General features: G+C 69.8%; 9 protein-coding genes and 2 pseudogenes. 8 read left to right on the top strand and 3 right to left on the bottom strand.

What is annotated here, in order from left to right:
- Positions 1-11: 11 nt before the first annotated feature.
- The 4 genes and pseudogenes from KBY19_RS24855 (at position 12) to KBY19_RS36835 (ending at position 3501) form a co-directional block, all read left to right on the top strand.
- Positions 12-356: a transcriptional regulator gene (locus KBY19_RS24855; RefSeq protein WP_307842566.1), complete on the top strand. Its 345-nt coding sequence runs from the start codon at positions 12-14 to the stop codon at positions 354-356.
- Positions 353-994 (top strand): isoprenylcysteine carboxylmethyltransferase family protein, encoded by a 642-nt coding sequence (locus tag KBY19_RS24850; protein WP_210966751.1) that lies wholly within the window; start codon positions 353-355, stop codon positions 992-994. The genes KBY19_RS24855 and KBY19_RS24850 overlap by 4 nt, the downstream gene beginning before the upstream one ends.
- A gap of 179 nt (positions 995-1173) precedes the next feature.
- Positions 1174-1653 (top strand): annotated as a pseudogene (locus KBY19_RS24845) (MerR family transcriptional regulator); the annotation flags it as partial.
- A gap of 459 nt (positions 1654-2112) precedes the next feature.
- Positions 2113-3501, top strand: a complete 1389-nt coding sequence (locus tag KBY19_RS36835; protein WP_307843613.1) for a magnesium transporter — start codon at positions 2113-2115, stop codon at positions 3499-3501.
- 443 nt (positions 3502-3944) lie between these two features.
- On the opposite strand, the gene KBY19_RS24835 is transcribed toward KBY19_RS36835, so the two are convergent.
- Positions 3945-4322 carry a hypothetical protein gene (locus KBY19_RS24835; RefSeq protein ID WP_210956463.1) on the bottom strand — a complete coding sequence of 126 codons (378 nt, stop codon included), beginning with the start codon at positions 4320-4322 and terminating at the stop codon, positions 3945-3947.
- Positions 4323-4493: 171 nt separating this feature from the next.
- Here KBY19_RS24835 and KBY19_RS24830 point away from each other — a divergent pair, with 171 nt between their 5' ends.
- From KBY19_RS24830 to KBY19_RS37605, 3 genes are all read left to right on the top strand, one after another.
- A complete protein-coding gene (locus KBY19_RS24830; protein ID WP_210956462.1) occupies positions 4494-5480 on the top strand; it encodes a helix-turn-helix transcriptional regulator in 987 nt (328 codons plus the stop codon).
- 1050 nt (positions 5481-6530) lie between these two features.
- Complete coding sequence (locus tag KBY19_RS24825) at positions 6531-11174, top strand: non-ribosomal peptide synthetase (protein ID WP_210966750.1); 4644 nt, start codon at positions 6531-6533, stop codon at positions 11172-11174.
- 69 nt (positions 11175-11243) lie between these two features.
- The gene (locus KBY19_RS37605; protein ID WP_210956460.1) at positions 11244-12479 is read left to right on the top strand and encodes a 3-deoxy-7-phosphoheptulonate synthase; all 1236 of its coding nucleotides are present in this window, start codon (positions 11244-11246) and stop codon (positions 12477-12479) included.
- A gap of 2 nt (positions 12480-12481) precedes the next feature.
- Here the strand turns inward: KBY19_RS37605 and KBY19_RS24815 are convergent, their stop codons facing one another.
- Both KBY19_RS24815 and KBY19_RS24810 read right to left on the bottom strand, forming a co-directional pair.
- Positions 12482-13009 (bottom strand): MarR family winged helix-turn-helix transcriptional regulator, encoded by a 528-nt coding sequence (locus tag KBY19_RS24815; protein WP_210956459.1) that lies wholly within the window; start codon positions 13007-13009, stop codon positions 12482-12484.
- Positions 13010-13120: 111 nt separating this feature from the next.
- Positions 13121-15166, bottom strand: a complete 2046-nt coding sequence (locus tag KBY19_RS24810) for an anthranilate synthase family protein (protein WP_210966749.1) — start codon at positions 15164-15166, stop codon at positions 13121-13123.
- A 225-nt stretch (positions 15167-15391) separates the two neighbouring features.
- On the opposite strand from KBY19_RS24810, the pseudogene KBY19_RS24805 reads away from it, so the two are divergent.
- Positions 15392-15938, top strand: a pseudogene (locus tag KBY19_RS24805) (bifunctional salicylyl-CoA 5-hydroxylase/oxidoreductase); the annotation flags it as partial.

Genomic DNA, 15938 nt, shown 5'->3' with positions numbered 1-15938 from the left:
ACTGTCGTGGCGTGCTGACTGTTGCCTCCGACACCGAGGTGCCGGCCCGTTTCGGCCGCGCCCTCGCCGACCCGATCCGGTGCCGCACCCTGCTCGCCCCGCGCGGCGCCCCCGCCTGCCCCGCCGACCTCGCCGACGCGCTCGACATCTCCCGCACCCGGCTGTCGAACCCTCTGGCGCGCCTGCGCGACTTCGGCTCGGCCGTCGCCGTGCCCGACGGCCGCCGCATCCGCCACGAGCTGGCCGATGAACGCCTCGGCCACGCTCTGGACGACCTGCGCACCACCGTGGAAACGGCCACCCGTGGCTGCCGTTCGGACTGCGCCTGCTGTACCGACACGGTGGAGGAGCGGTGAGCGGCTGGGCCTGGGCGGCCCTCGCCCTCTACCTGGGGTGGGCGGTCGTCGCCTTCGGTGTCCGGGCCGGTCTGCAGCGCCGCCGCACGGGGGACGCGGGCTTCCGTGGCATGTCCGGCCGTCCCGGCGAAGTCTCCTGGTGGGCCGGTGTGCTCTTCGTCGTTGCTTTGTCCGGCGGCGCTGCGGCCCCTGTGGCCACGCTCGCCGGACTCCCCACCGCCGTCGCCCCTGCCATGCAGTGGACCGGCCTGGTCGTCACGCTCGCAGGGATGGGGGCCACCCTGGCCGCGCAGACGAACATGGGGGCTTCCTGGCGCGTCGGCGTCGACGCGGGTGAACGCACCGCGTTGGTCACCGACGGTCTGTTCGCCCATGTGCGGAATCCCGTCTTCACCGCCATGGTCATCGCCGCGACCGGCCTGGCCCTGACGGTGCCCAACTGGGTCTCCCTCCTCGCTCTGGCCGCCCTCGTCACCGCGATTCAGCTCCAAGTCCGCGTCATCGAAGAGCCATACCTCGTGTCCGCGCACGGCCACGCGTACACCGTCTACGCCGCCCGCACCGGACGCTTCCTCCCCGGAATCGGCCGGCTCACCGACCAGAGACGGACCCCGGATGCTGATGCTCTCCGGCCGTGAAACGACGGCCCGGGCCCGTCCGTACGAACGTTTCCGATTCCGCTCCCGGAAGGTTCGTTTTCGGCGTGACGCGGCGTACGGCCGGGGCCTGCGCTTCGGCTCTTGCTGCCGTGAGTGCGGCTCTTGACCCTCACGTGACGTCAGGCTGCATAGTCGGTGCCGTGGAAGATCACTGGACCGTGGGACGTGTGGCCGAACTGGCCGGTGTGAGCGTCCGCACGCTGCATCACTATGACGAGATCGGGCTCGTGCCTCCGTCGGCGAGGACCGCGGCCGGGTACCGGGCCTACTCGGCGGGCGACGTGGAGCGGCTCAGGGAGGTGCTGGCGTACCGGCGACTGGGCTTCGGCCTGCGGGAAGTCGCGGAACTGGTTGGTGACTCGTCCACCGACGCGGTCGCGCATCTGCGCCAACTGCGCGGCCTGCTGTCGGAGCGGCGTGATCGTGCTGACGCCATGGTGGCGGCCATCGACAGGGAACTCGAGGCACGGGCGAAGGGACTGAAGGTGACACCGGAGGAGCAACTGGAGATGCTCGGTGCCCAGCTGTACGACGCGATCGGCGGCGCCTACACCGCGACACGGCGTACCGAGCCCCGGATCGCCGCACAGGTCTTGGACGCGCTCGGGGACGCACAGACGGTGCTGAACGTCGGGGCGCCCGGTCGTCGGGGTCGACGACCGGGATCCCCCGCGGTCGAACCCGCGGGGGATCCCGGCTTGGGGGATGAATGTGCTCTTCCCGCTGCGGAGGATGGTTGCGCCGACGGGGGGAGGGGCGGGGCCAGAAGCCGTCGCCGTGGTGAGGGCCGGCACGAGCGCGGAAGGGTCACGAGATGTTCTGAAGCGCTGGGGCCCGGTCGCGGCGGGAAGGCGGAGGTGCCGTTCGGCCGGGCCGTGCCGACCGGGCCGCGCAGGATGTCCTGCGACCGCGTGGTCGATCCGGTGTGGCCGGCCGGCAGTGGATCCGAGAGCAGGAGGTGGAGCTTTGATGCTCAGTGAACCTCCTGGTCTGTATGCGGCGTAGTACCGCCCGGCCGCCGCTGTAGAAGCGGCGGCGCCGATCGGTGCTCGCGCGCGGCCGCTCGATGCCCGACGTTCGATCCGCCGGAGTCACTGGTGTCCAAGCTGGTCGTCACCGAGCCGGCCTCCGGATACGCCACCGACTCCGCCGAGGCCGCTGCCCGATTGATGCGGGAGACCAACGACCTGAACCTTCCGGTGGTCGACAGCGAGGACCGGCTCGTCGGGCTGTTCACCATCGACGACGCCGTGGAGGTCATCGAGGCGGCGGACACCGAGGACGTCGCCCGTCAGGCCGGTGCCGCCCCCTGCATGGCCGCCTCCGTCTGGCAGATCGCCCGCTACCGGACGCTGTGGCTGAGCCTGCTGCTGGTCGCGGCGACCTTCACGGTCGGCGTGACCCGGGCGTTCGAGGCCACGTCGGAGCAGGTCGCCTCCCTCGCCCTGTTCCCCATGCTCATCGGGGCGGGCGGCAATGCCGGCGCCCAGGCCGCCACCGCATGTGTACGCGCTCTGGCGGGCGGCGAGGTGCGCGGCCCGGACCTGCTGAAGGTGATCTGGCGCGAATGCCGGGTGGGCCTGGTGCTGGGCGTCTGCCCCACCCACCGGTCGACCTTGTCGAACCTTGCGCAGCCACCATCCGGGCACACGATATCCGCGGGGACGGGCAGGCGGGGCGGCTCGGACAGGCGCAGCCGGCGCGGCCCCAACAGTTCTCCCGTCAGGCCGTCGAGTTCAGGGAGCGAGGGAATGCGCGATGTGCCGACGGGCGCCACGATGCCCAACCCATCGAGGTCGCTGCTCCAGCACTGCGCCCCAGGCAGGTCTGACGGATGCTCGACGGCATGTGGAAGGAGCCGGCTTCCGAACCCAGGGCCGGTACAGTGCCTGAAAGTTGGTGCAGGTACCGCGCAAAAGCGGCGGTCAGGAGCGGGGGCCAGCGTCTACTTCCAGGATCTCGCGGGCCGCGGCTTGCTGTCGTCGGTTGAGTGCCTTCCACTCCGCGAAGGCCTTGGAATGTTCGCCGAGCCAGTGACGCTGGGCCGAGGCGAGTGCCTTATAGGCTGTAGCCAGGTAGTCCGTGGTTTCTTTGCATTCCAGATCGGCCTGGGCGAGCGGGCTCTTCCGCACGTCCTCACCTGGCTTCAGCTTCTTGATGACCCCCATCGGATTCTTCTGGTCGTGCCCCGCCCGGGCCATGCACTTCTGCCAGGCCCGGTTGACCTTGCGGAGGTCCGGGTCCTTCGCCACGGCGCCGCGGGAGTGCTTCTCCCCGTCACCGAGCTGCAACCGAAGCTCCAGCAGGCGAACGCGAGCGTTGCCGCTCAGCCGCCGCTCCGCGTCAGCCTGGCATCCCGTGGCGGGCCGGGTCACCTTCAGTTCCTTCCCCTTCACGGAGATTCGCCGATCGGGATCCCCGAAGAGCGCTCGGGAGAACGCCTTGCTCCTCTTCTTCTCGCGGAGCCGCTCGGTCGGCTGCTGTGAGCCGCCGCGCACCGTGGGTTCCAGCCCGAAGGGCTTGGGATACTCCACGTCCGCTGCGGACGCCCTCGGCACTGGGGGAGGCTGGTAGTCGAAGCCCTTGTCGGCCATGCAGTTGGTGATGAGTCTCTGCTTGGCGACCGATACCCGGACGTCCGCGTCCGTAGCTGTGTAGAGGACCCGGTTCAACGGGACGTCGGCTTTCAGCTCGGCCAGTTCGGCGGTAGCACCCGATGGACGCGCGGACGGGGCCGCGGGCCCGGCGAGCGCCCAGCCCGCGCCCCCGCACAGTAGCGCGGTCGAGAGGGCGACAAGCCAGGGATGTCGACGGGCTGTGGCGATCGGCTTCACCGGATGGCCTCGCTCTCTCGATCGTGGGGACATTGCCGCTCCTCATGGTCCGTGCCCCGGCGGCCGGAGCCACCGGGGCGCCTCGAGCCGACTGCTCAGAGGCAGCGGACCGAGGTGGTGCCGCGCAACCGCAGGGAGCTGGCCCGGTCATCGAGGTCCCTGGCGCTCAGCTGCGCGTGGCTCACCTCATCGCCCGGATTGACGCAGAACAGGAATCCGCCCCAGTCCGTGCCGACCCCTGTGTAGTAGTGGCTCTCGTACCCGCCGGTACTGGAGTTGCTCGCCGCCCACACGTTGTTGTGGACCGATGTGCCGTCGCTGAAGTAGTTGTTGCGGAAGTCCGGATCCGTGTTGAAGAACGAGTACCGGCTGCTGCCGAGGTCGTACTCGAAGACACAGTGGTATCCCGGTGCGCAGTAGTCACCTGCCGCCGCCGTACCGGCGCCGAACAGCAATCCTGCGGAAGCGGTCATGGCGGCCAGCCCTACCATCGCGGCAGCCCGTTTACGTGCGCGCATGTGTTCCCCTCCCCTTGTCGCGACCGTCGAGTGCGTGGTTGAACGCGATCGAATGTGCCTGCGAGACTCCGCCAGCAGCCAGCGGTTCGAACCTGATCGCACACCTTGACAAAGAGGGAGAGCGGTATGGGCATACGCATTCATTTGAGCAGCGCCGACATGCGGCGGGTGACGGTGGCGCGCTCTGCGGAGCCACTGTGTGAGATGGAGAGGAGCCTGCGCGCTCTGCAGTTACCGGCCCGGGACCCGTCCACGGCCCTATGGCGGGACTGGGCCCGCAGACGACTGCCAAGAGCTGCCCAGCCACTGCTGACACTGGTGCCGCCCAGCGGCCCTTGCCCCGACTTCCTGACGCCGTTGGCTGCCGATGCCGCCTTGGACACCGGTGTCGAAGCAGTACTGAGCACCCCGTCGACGCAGCTGAACAAGGACCTCGAGCAGTTGTCCCGCACGCGCAGGCTCCCCGGCTGGGCCATGGAGCTGGCGCGGGGGAGGGTACCGGCTCTGCGCTCCCTGGAACGGGCAGTGCGCGTCTACCATCAGGCGCTCCTTCAGCCGATGGAGCAGCATCTGGCATCGCGGTTCGACATCGCCGCGGGCCACATGACGCGGATTCTCGCCCAGGAGGGGCTCGACGCCCTGTTGGGTGGCCTGCACCCCTCCATCCGGTGGGACCCGCCCGTACTCGACGTGGCACACCAGACGCTGGACGAGGACATCTTTCTCCGGGGGCGGGGGCTCCATCTGATTCCGTCCTTCTTCTCCGCCTCCAATGCGGTGATGGTTGACTCCGTATCGACCTATGTCCTGGTCTTCCCCATGCCCGACCGTCCTGCCTGGCACCCCGGCTCCGGTGGTCCCCGACAGCCCCTGGCAGCGCTGGTCGGTGACACGCGGGCCAGACTTTTGTACGCCCTTGCCCGGGGTCCTGGCATGTCAACGACCGCGCTCGCCCGGGTCACCGCCACCGCGCCCTCCACCGCTAGCCATCACACCGCCGCGCTCCGCGCCGCCGGGCTGATCGTCACCAACCGGGCGGGAACCGGCGTCCTCCACTCGCTGACACCTCTCGGCACTCAGCTCCTCGGCACCCACCCTCGGTCCCCTGGGTGACCCAGGGGTGTGTGGATGACGCCGGCCCCTTGCGCCACGGCCGCATGATCGCCTCGGGGCTTCGGCTTGGCGCTTCCCGTATCGGTATGGCGAGTCGTACCCAGCCGGGCTGCTGTGCTCGCCGGGTAGGCGATGGTGACGAGATCGGGGATCCGCTGTACGAACTGCCACAGCAGCTGTCGGCTCCTGCCGAGGTGTGCGGGTCCAGCTGACGGTACGGGGGCGTCCGCTTTGCCTGACGGGCTGGCGCGCCGCCGGCTCTTCCGCGCAACGGTGAACAGGCCGCAAGTGGCGCCGGTCGGAACGCGTCGGCGGTATAAGTGGTTGAATTTTCAGAGGAATTGAGCCGCAGCAGAGGGTCGTTCGGTTCGGCGGGTGTCTTGACCCCCCATCGGCGACGGTGCGAAACTCACACTGCTCCAGACATCACCATGCACGGAAACTCGCCGGCCGAGATGGGGCGGGTTTCCGTACCCGCCTCGCGGGTAACGCCCGGGTCGGTCGCACTGCCGGGAGAGCCGCGTAGGGGGCGTGACGGGGAACGTGAACGGCAACGCATTTCTGTCTGTCGAGAGGCATTCTCCGCGTCGTCCCCGGATGAGAGGCCCGGCGCGGACAGCGGGCGCCGAGCGGAGCCGAAGAATCGATGAAGCGACCACATTTCCGCACTCGCTGTCTTCTGCTGCGCCATGAGTGATCCGGCGCCGGGGTGCGCCGCCTGAGGGTGCCGCGGTGGGGCGAACTCCCTCGTTCCGGTTGCCGTACGACGCGGTTGGTTGCGGTTGCGGTCGCGACTTCGGCTATGGCTGCGCCGGGGGCGTCCGGACGCCTGCCGCCTCCCGCCGGTCGGAGCGTATGCCGCCGGTCCGTCGGTTGTTGGCCGGTCGTCCGAAGTACCGGTCGTCCGTAGCGGCAGCCCTCGTGGTCCGGGGTCGCGCTGCGGGTCGGTGAGAAGAGTTTTCCTTGACATATGCGGTCGAGAGCGATCAGACTCATTGCCGCATGGCAATCAGATGATCGACCTGTGTCTTGATGGGGGGAGTGTTGAACGTGCGAAGTCCTCTCGAATCGGTGCTGGAGCAGGCATGGAGAAACCTCGCCGGGTCGGTCGATTTCGCCACCGCAGTGGCCGTCGACCGGCAAGAGGGGCAGTCGGACCTGGTTGCCGCGTACGGCTCGGTCCTGCGAGAGGTTGTCGGTATTGATATCTCTGCAGCAACTATCTGTGCTCACGACAGCCTGACAGGGCTGGCGGGCTGCCTTGAGCGGCTTCGAGAGGGTGAGCAACAGCAACAGGGTGAGGCGCCCGCCCCCGCCGCCTCGCACGCCGACGCGGCCGAGGACTCACCGCCGGCCTCCTACGGGCAAGCCGGACTGTGGTACATCGACCAGTCCGCCGTGAACCCCGCGATCTACAACGCCCCCCTCCTTCTGAAGCTGGGTTTCGCGGCCGATCCAGCTTTGCTGGAGAAGAGTCTGCGCCGGGTGGTCGCACGGCACGAAGCGCTCCGCACCACCTTCCGGATGGTGGACGGTGAGGTGGTCCAGCGCATCTCTCCGGAACCACGGGTCGATTTCTCGGTGGCGAGGTACGCCGACGACGCGGAATATCAAGAGATTCTCCGACGCGTCATGGACACGCCGTTCGACCTGGAAAAAGGCCCGCTGCTGCGCGTGGTGTGCGCGATCGACCGGGAAGAGCGCATCCATGTGATGTGCAATGTGCACCACATCGTCTTCGACGCCACCTCGGTCGGACTCTTCCTCGAGGACTGGTTCTCCGTATTCGTGAAGCTTCGCGACGGCCTTCCGGACGCTGCGGAGCCACCGGCGGCCCAGTACCGGGATTTCGTGCGCTGGCAGCGCGAATGCCTGGATTCCGCCTCGCTCGACCGCATCCTGGACTACTGGCAGAACAAGCTTTCCGGGCCGCTTCCCCTGCTCGACCTGCCGCTGGACAAGCCGCGTCCCTCTTCCCGCATACGCGAGGGCGACATCAGCCGTTTCCAGGTGCCGCCCGAACTGGCCGACAAGCTCCGCAAGCGGGCCGCCCAGGAGGGCGTCACCCTGTACATGCTGCTGCTGTCGGCCTACGCGGTCTTCCTCCACAAGTACACGCGCCAGTCGGAAGTGCTGATCGGCAGCCCGGCCTCGCTGCGGGACACACCGCAGACGCAGGAGATGCTCGGCTATCTGGTCAACATGATCGTCCTGCGCCAGCGGATGACCGCGGAGATGACGCTGGGCCAACTGCACCGGGCCGTGCGGGAAGACGTCATCTGCTCGCTCCAGCACAAGCACGCCCCGTTGGACAAGATCATCGAGCGGGTGCAGCCCGAGCGGAGCACCGGCCACTCCCCGCTCTTCCAGACCATGTTCGTGATGCCGAACAGCGACGCGACGACCCTCGACCGGCTCGGGGTGGACGTCCAGGTCGAGCTGTACGGCAGCCACAGCGCCAAGTACGACCTGTCCCTGATCGTCGAGGACCGCGACAGCGACGGCGGCCTCAGCGGCATCTTCGAGTACGACACCGGGCTGTTCCACAGCAGCACCGTCGAGGCCATGGGACGGCATTTCGTGCATCTGCTCCAGCAGTTCGCGGACACCTCCGAGGCCCGACTCGATCAACTGCGGCTGCTCGACCAGGAGCAGGAGGCGGCAGCGGTACGCAGCTGCAGCCGGGAACGCGGGCCGGCGGACATCCGGCCGGTCATGGACCTCTTCCGCGAGCAGGTGCTGCGGACACCGGACGACATCGCCGTCGAGTACGACGGGCGGCGGCTGACCTACCGGCAGCTCGACGAGCGGTCCAACCGGCTGGCGCACTACCTGCGCAGCCGGGGCGTCGCAGCGGGCTGCCGGGTCGGGATCTTCCTGGAGCGTTCCGAGGAGCTGGTGGTCGGCCTGCTGGGCGTGCTCAAGTCAGGGGCCGCCTATGTGCCGATCGACCCCTCGTATCCGCAGGACCGCATCGGCTACGCCCTCAGGGACTCCGACGCCCGGCTCGTCCTCACCCGGAAGGACCTCGCCCACCGGCTGCCGGCCGGCCAGGATCTGCTCAACCTGGACGAGGCGCGGGACGCCGTCGCCGCGTTCCCGAGCACCGACCCCGGGCCGGTGAAGAGGCCGCAGGACGAGATCTATGTGATCTACACCTCGGGCTCCACAGGACTGCCCAAGGGCGTCGTCCTCAACGACGCCACGATCGCCAACCTCGTCGAGTACCAGCTCGACGTCACCGCGGTGGAGCGGGGCGCCCGCACCCTCCAGTACATGAGCCTGTCCTTCGACGTCTCCCTCCAGGAGATCCTGGGCACCCTGTGCGGGGGCGGGACCCTGGTGCTGATCCCGGACGAGCTGCGCAAGGACCTGCACCGGCTGGCGGAGTTCATGCGGCGCGAGCGGATCGCCAGGGCCTACTTCCCCTATATCGCCCTCCAGCACCTGGCGGCGGTCGCCACCGGCGCCGGCCTGCGGCTCGACGCGCTGCGGGAGGTCGTCTCCACCGGCGAACAGCTCGTCGTCTCCCCGCAGATCAGGGAGTTCTTCGCCACCCACCCGCGCGCCCGGCTGTGGAACATGTACGGGCCGTCGGAGACGCACGTGGTCTCCGCACACCGGCTGCCCGACGACCCCGCGACCTGGGGGGAGACCGCCTCCATCGGCCGGCCGCTGCCGGGGTTCAGCATGCTCGTGCTGGACGCGGGCGGGAACCTGGTGCCGCCCGGTATCCCGGGGGAGCTGTATCTGGGCGGCGAGCTGATCTCCCCGGGGTACAACCGGCTGCCGGAGGAGACCGCCCGACGGTTCGCCGTCCATCCGCTGGTCGCCTCCCCCGACCGGCCGAAGGGGCGCACCTACCGGACCGGCGACCTGGTGAGGGCCGACGCCGAGGGCAACTTCGAGTACCTGGGCAGGGTCGACGACCAGGTCAAGATCCGCGGCTACCGCGTCGAGCCGGCGGAAGTGGAGGCGGCGCTCAACAGCCTCGCCGTCGTGGACGCCTCGGCCGTCGGCACGGTGCGGCTCGACAGCGGCGACACCCGACTCGTGGCCTATCTGGACGCCCGCGAGCGGACGGACGACGGAACGCTCCGAGAGCTGCTGGCCGGTCTGCTGCCCGACTACATGATGCCCTCACACTTCGTGCACCTCGACCGCATCCCGACGACACCGAGCGGGAAGATCGACCGCAAGAAGCTTCCGGAACTGTTCGAACCGACCTCTCCCGTGGCCTCCGCGCCGCCCACCACACCGACCGAACGGGAGATCGCGAACCGGTGGAGCGCGCTGCTGAAGACCGAGGACATCGGGGCGCACGACGACTTCTTCGCCCGGGGAGGCCACTCGATCCTGGCCACCCAGCTCGTCTACCAGTTGCGCGACCACTTCGGCGTCGACGTCCCGCTGCGCGAGCTGTTGGACCGTCCCACCGTGGCGGGCATGGCCGCCTGCATCGACGCGCTCCGCGCCGCCCCGGACCAGGCCGGCCCGGCCCCCGCCGCGCGGTGTCGGCAGGACCTGCGTGCACAGATCCGGCTGCCGGAGAGCGTCCGGGTGCCCGCCGGGTACCGACCCGCCGAGGAAGGTGGGCGCAGAACACGCGAGGCGCGGGATGTGCTGCTGACCGGGGCCACCGGTTTCCTGGGCACCTATCTGCTGCGGGATCTGCTGGCCCACACCGACGTGCGTGTCCACTGCCTGGTCCGGGCCGCGAGCCACGCGCAGGCCCGGCAGCGGCTCAAGGACGCCGCCCTCGGCTACGGCCTGCGGCACGATCTGGACACCGACCGGGTGGTCCCGGTGCTGGGCGACCTGTCCCGGGAACGCCTGGGGCTCGACCGCGGGACGTACCGGGAGCTGTCCCGTTGCATCGACGCGGTCTACCATGCCGCAGCGCACATCAACTTCGTGGCTCCGTACGCCTCGGTGAAGCCCACGAACGTGGACGGGATGACCGCGGTCCTGCAGTTCTGTGCCGAGGGGCACCCCACGCCGTTGCACTACGCGTCCACCATCGCCGTCTTCTCCCCGGCGGAGGACCGCGAAGTGATCACCGAGAGCTGCGTCCCCGAGGACCACCGGCAACTGGGCATCGGGTACACACAGAGCAAATGGGTGGCCGAACACCTGGCGCAGGCGGCACGGGAGAGGGGACTCCCGGTGAGCGTCTACCGGATGGGCCGGATATCCGGGGACGCGGCCACCGGCGCCTGTCAGGCCGACGACTTCCTCTGGCGGCAGATCAAGAGCTTCATCCAGCTCGGTACGGCACCTCCGCCCGAGCAGCTGACGACCGACCTGCTGCCGGTCGACTTCGTCAGCCGTGCCTTCGTTCGGCTGTCGCGGCACAGCGAGGGCAACGAGACCTTCCACCTCTTCCACCCGAACCCCGCCACCTTCGACGTGGTGCACACCGGCATCCGGGAGGCCGGATATCCGCTGGAGGTGGTCTCCTCCGAGCAGTGGTTCGCCTCCCTGGAGGCCGCGGCGGCCCGTGCCGGGGACAACGCGCTGGCCGCTGCGGTACCCCTCTTCCAGGAAGGCGCACTGGAACTCGGGGAGAACGTCTACGGCAACGACACGACGCGCCACGCGCTCCAACGCCTGGGAATGGCGTTCCCACCGATCGACGTCGAGTCCGTGTCCCGGATGATCGACTACTTCCGACGGGCGGGGGAGCTCCCATGAGCCGTCCGCGCTGTACGCCCTACAGTCCGCGGCCCGCGCGGCACCGACAGAAGATGAGGGGACCAGACGGTGAGTGACAGCGCTTCCCTCGGCGTCCGCCATCAGCCCGGCCTCGAACCCCTCACAGCCCTCACCCGGCCGGCGGCCCAGCAGCCCGAGTGGCCGGACGGGGACCGGGCCGCATCGGTCAGATCAGCTCTCGCGGCGAGCCCGCCCCTGGTCCGCTGGGAGGAGGTGCGGGAACTCGGGACGCTCCTCGCGCGGGTCGCCGAGGGGGAGTTGAGTGTCCTTCAGGCCGGGGACTGCGCCGAGGACCCCGCCGAGTGCGGCGCCGCCGACGTCGCACTCAAGACCGAGATGCTCGACGTGCTGGGCGACATCATGCGGGTGGGAGCCGGACGGCCCGTGGTGCGGGTGGGACGCCTCGCCGGGCAGTTCGCCAAGCCGCGTTCCCGGGCGCACGAGACGGTCGACGGTGCCCGGCTCCCGGTCTTCCGGGGCCCCATGGTCAACGGGCCGGAGCCCACACCGGAGGCTCGCCGCCCGAACCCGGCGCGACTGCTGGACTGCCGCGCCTCCGCCGAGCGCAGTCTCCGCGCGCTGGAGGCCCTCGGCAGGGGTGCCGGCTGCCCCCCGCCGGAGCGGGTGTGGACCAGCCATGAGGCCTTGCTCCTCGACTACGAGGGCCCGCTGGTGCGTCCGACGGGGGAGGGTGGCCACTATCTGTCGTCGGCCCACTGGCCGTGGATCGGCGAGCGGACTCGGCAGCCCGGCAACGCGCATGTACGGCTGCTGGCGCGGCTCGGGAACCCGGTGGCGTGCAAGGTGGGCCCGGAAGCGACGGCTGAGGAGGTGCTGGAGCTGTGCACCCTTCTCGACCCGCATCGCACCCCCGGCCGGCTCACTTTGATCGCGCGCTTCGGTGCGGGGGCGATCGGCCGGCTGGCGCCGCTGGTGCGTGCCGTGCGCGGGGCCGGACATCCGGTGCTGTGGATGTGCGACCCGATGCACGGGAACACCGTCGCGGACGGTACCGGTCTGAAGATCCGGCACCTGGACGCCGTCATGAACGAGCTCCGCGGGTTCCTGTCCGTGGTGGCGGACGCCGGGGGCAGGTGCGCGGGCCTGCACATCGAGTCCTCGCCGCTGGACATCAGCGAGTGCGCGGGCGCGGGTGTCACCCCCGTACGGGGACCGCGCTACCGGACACTGTGCGATCCGCGGCTGAACCTGATGCAGGCCGTCGCCGTCGTAGCCCACTGGCAGCCGGTCACCCGGCTCGGCGCCCAGCCCACGGTGACGTGAGGTCAGGACGGGTGGACCGGTTGCTGTACGTCCTGAGCGGCCCGTGAACCGTGCTCCTCCGGCCGCTCGCGCAGCAGGTCGTTGATGGAGTCGGCGACCTTCTGGCACATCTCGGCGAAGAGGGCCTGCTCTCCCGGGGAGAGCACCGAGGCGGCGGCCTGGACGTTTTCTCGATGGCTACGAGCTGTGCGCGCGAGGAAAGCATGCCCCTTGGAGGTCAGCGACGTCGTCTGCTCCCGCTTGTCCTCTCCCAGCGAGGCCTGCTCGACAAGTTCCAGATCCTTGAGGACGCGCAGCGCCTTGGAGGTGGTCTGCCGGGAGATTCCCAGGGACTCGCTCAGCAGCGAGGGGACCATCGCCCCGCGGATGCGCAGCGTTTCCAGGACGTCGTACTGCTGCCAGTTGATGACATCGGGGTTGGTGCGGGTACGGCGGGCGACCAGTACGCACTGCAGGAACGACAGCGCGTCCTGCAGCGCGGGCGGCGGATCCACCGGCTGGGCCGGGGTGGCGACCTGCGGGTCGGTCATGTGCACTACTCCACTTCGGGGTATGAGCGGGTCCGGCCCGGCAGGCCGGGCCGTCGGTCTCTCCCACCCCATTTCGTTTCCCTAAAGAAAATATGTTACCGCAGGAAGCTCTTATGGCATCCGGTGGGGTGCGGGGGCGGCCACCGGTCGGCAGGCGTTCCGGAGCAGCGAGAGCAGGGTCTCCGCGCCGGACGGGCTGAGGACGGATTCGGGGTGGAACTGCACTCCCGCCACCCGCGCCGCACGCAAGGCCACCACCTCGTCCGTCTCCTGACAGCGGGAGAGCTCCACCCCGTCCGCGGCGAGCGCCGCGGCCCGTGCGCCGTCGGCGCGGACCCGGAAGGAGTTGTAGAAGCCGGCGGTCACCGGGCGGCCGAACAACTCGACCGTCTGCTGCATCCCTTGGTAGGGGCGCTCCCCGCGTACCACGGGCAGCCCCAGGGTGGCCGCCAGGATCTGGAAGCCCAGGCAGATGCCGAGGACCGGATTTCCACCGTCACGTGCGCGGTCCAGCAGCCCGGCGGCCAGCTCCCGCAGAGCGACGATCCGCGGGTCCATGACGCAGTTCGGATCGCCGGGGCCGGGCCCGAGGATGACGGGCCCTCGGTGTGCGTCGAGTGCGGACCGTATCCGGGGGTCGTCGTAGGCGCACACCAGGGTCCGCGCACCCGTGGACCGGAGCAGGGCCGCCAGCATCGCGGTGAAGTCGTCCTCGGCGTCGACGATGAGCACCTCGTCCGGCACCCCGACCTCATCCGCCCGGCCTCGCAAGGACCGCAGCTGGGCGGGGTCGAGCCAGTGGCCGGCGAGGCTGTGGCGCCGCCGGGCCAAGGACGCCAGTACCTGGGGCGAGCGCAGCGACGGCGTGTGGCGGGGCCTTCCGGCCGGGGCGCCGGGCCGCTCTCCCGGCTTTTTTCGGAGTCCGAGGGCGCTGAGTACACCGGCCAGTTTCGCGTGTGTCTCGGCCACTTCGGAGCGCGGGTCGGAATCGCGGACCAGGGTGGCGCCGACCGGTATCCGCAGTGTGCCGTCGGGGGAGATGTCGGCGGTACGGATGAGGATGGGGGAGTCCATCCAGCGGCCCTGCCGGTCATGTCCGAACAGTGCCAGTGCCCCCGCGTAGTAGCCCCGCCCGCTGCCCTCGTACCGCCTGATGACGCGGCAGGCGTTCTCCAGCGGACTGCCGGTCACGGTGGCGGCGAACATGGTGCGGTGCAGCACGTCGCGGGCGTCCAGGGCGCTGCGCCCGCGCAACTCGAACTCGGTGTGGGCCAGGTGGGCCATCTCCCGCAGGTAGGGGCCGTGCACCCGCACCTCGCTGTCGGCGACCGCGGAGAGCATCTTCAACTCCTCGTCGAGCACCATGTGCAGCTCGTCGATCTCCTTGCGGTCCTCCAGGAAGGTCAGCAGGCCGGCGCTGTCCGGCCCGGTGGGCGGGTACCGGTAGGTCCCACTGATCGGGTTCATCACCACGTCCCCGTTTCGGACCACGACGTGGGCCTCCGGGCTGGCGCCGACCAGGGTGCGCCCGTCGTCCCCGGCCGCTGCCGACCCGGTGTGCACGCAGAACGTCCAGTAGGCACCGGCCTCGGCGGACACCAGGCGCCGGAACAGTGCCAGCGCTGTGGAGGTGCCGTAGCCGTCCAGCCGGGCGGTGAAGTCGCGGCGGATGACGAAGTTGGCCCCCATGCCGGGTCCGATCTCCTCGCGCAGGATGCGTTCGACGACGGAGGCGTACGCGTCGTCGTCCAGGTCGAACGCCGCGTTCCGCAGCGTGAGGGGCTCGTTCGGGAGGGCGGCCAGCACTTCCTCCGTCTCCAGTACGTGGCTCTCCTCGACCACCAGGACCCGCAGCGGGGTGCCGTCGTCATGACAGGCGAAACCGCGCTCCCGGATCTGGCGGAAGGGGACGAGCGCCAGCGCCTGGGGGCCACCGCCGGATCGGGGGAGAGGGTCGGCGAGCGGAATGTCGGAGATCTGCTCGATCTCCCGCACCGATCCGAGAAGGAGTTCCACCGGGCCGGGTTCCCGGCTGTCGGGTGCTGTTCGCCGCAGGAGTGCGAACGGCGGCGCTTCGGGAGAGTTGAGAAGCCGGTCGACGAGTTCGGCGGCCGTGGTGGCGGAGGCGGTGGCGTCGTGCGGGTGGGGCCTGGGCATGGCGCACCTCTCGAAAACAAGCGGAAGGGGGTTTCCGGTGGTTTCGTGCACTGGGTAGTTTCTCTATGGAAATCAGATGCTAGCATCGGTCCCCGTCGATGCCCATGTCCCCACGGGTGGGGCTCCGGCCCGAGAACGCGGACGCGCCCGCCCGACGCTCCGTCCGGTACGGAGCCGTCCGGTACGGGGCCGGTCGTGCCACCCGAGGTGAAGGAGGAGGCGAGCGTGCGGATCGCGATTGCCGGGGGCGGGCCCGGGGGGCTCTACCTCGCGGCGCGGGTCAGACATCTGATCGCGGACAGCGAGGTGACCGTCTGGGAGCGCAACCATCCGGGGGACACCTTCGGGTTCGGCGTGGTCTTCTCCCAGGCGGCCCTGAACGGCATCCGGGAGGCGGACCCCGAACTGCACGCGGACATCGCCGCGCACTTCGTGCACTGGCCGGACATCGCCGTGCGCTACCGGGACGAGATCGTCATCTCCAGCGGCCACGGGTTCGCCGCCATCGGCCGCAAGGAGTTGCTCAGGCTGCTGCGGGAACGCTGCCGGAAGGCCGGTGCCTCGGTGCTCTTCGGGGTCCAAGCCCCGCCGCTGGACAGGCTCGTGGCCGAGTTCGACCTGGTGGTCTGCGCCGACGGTGCGCACTCCCAGACCCGTGCCCGGCACCGGGAGGTGTTCGGTACCGAACTCGATCCCCGCACCTCGCGCTACATCTGGCTGGCGACGGACAAGCCCTTCGACGCGCTCACCTTCCTCATCGCCGAGACGCCGT

Source organism: Streptomyces sp. B15, assembly GCF_018070605.1.
GTDB lineage: Bacteria > Actinomycetota > Actinomycetes > Streptomycetales > Streptomycetaceae > Streptomyces > Streptomyces smyrnaeus.
The sequence above is the reverse complement of the archived record's forward strand: the minus strand, read 5'-3'. Positions and strand labels throughout refer to the sequence as shown.

What these genes read in the sequence shown, in the direction of transcription:
- KBY19_RS24835 (WP_210956463.1), bottom strand. Translation starts at nt 4,322, where the DNA reads ATGACCGCTTCCGCAGGATTGCTGTTCGGCGCCGGTACGGCGGCGGCA.
- KBY19_RS24830 (WP_210956462.1), top strand. Translation starts at nt 4,494, where the DNA reads ATGGGCATACGCATTCATTTGAGCAGCGCCGACATGCGGCGGGTGACG.
- KBY19_RS24815 (WP_210956459.1), bottom strand. Translation starts at nt 13,009, where the DNA reads ATGACCGACCCGCAGGTCGCCACCCCGGCCCAGCCGGTGGATCCGCCG.
- KBY19_RS24810 (WP_210966749.1), bottom strand. Translation starts at nt 15,166, where the DNA reads ATGCCCAGGCCCCACCCGCACGACGCCACCGCCTCCGCCACCACGGCC.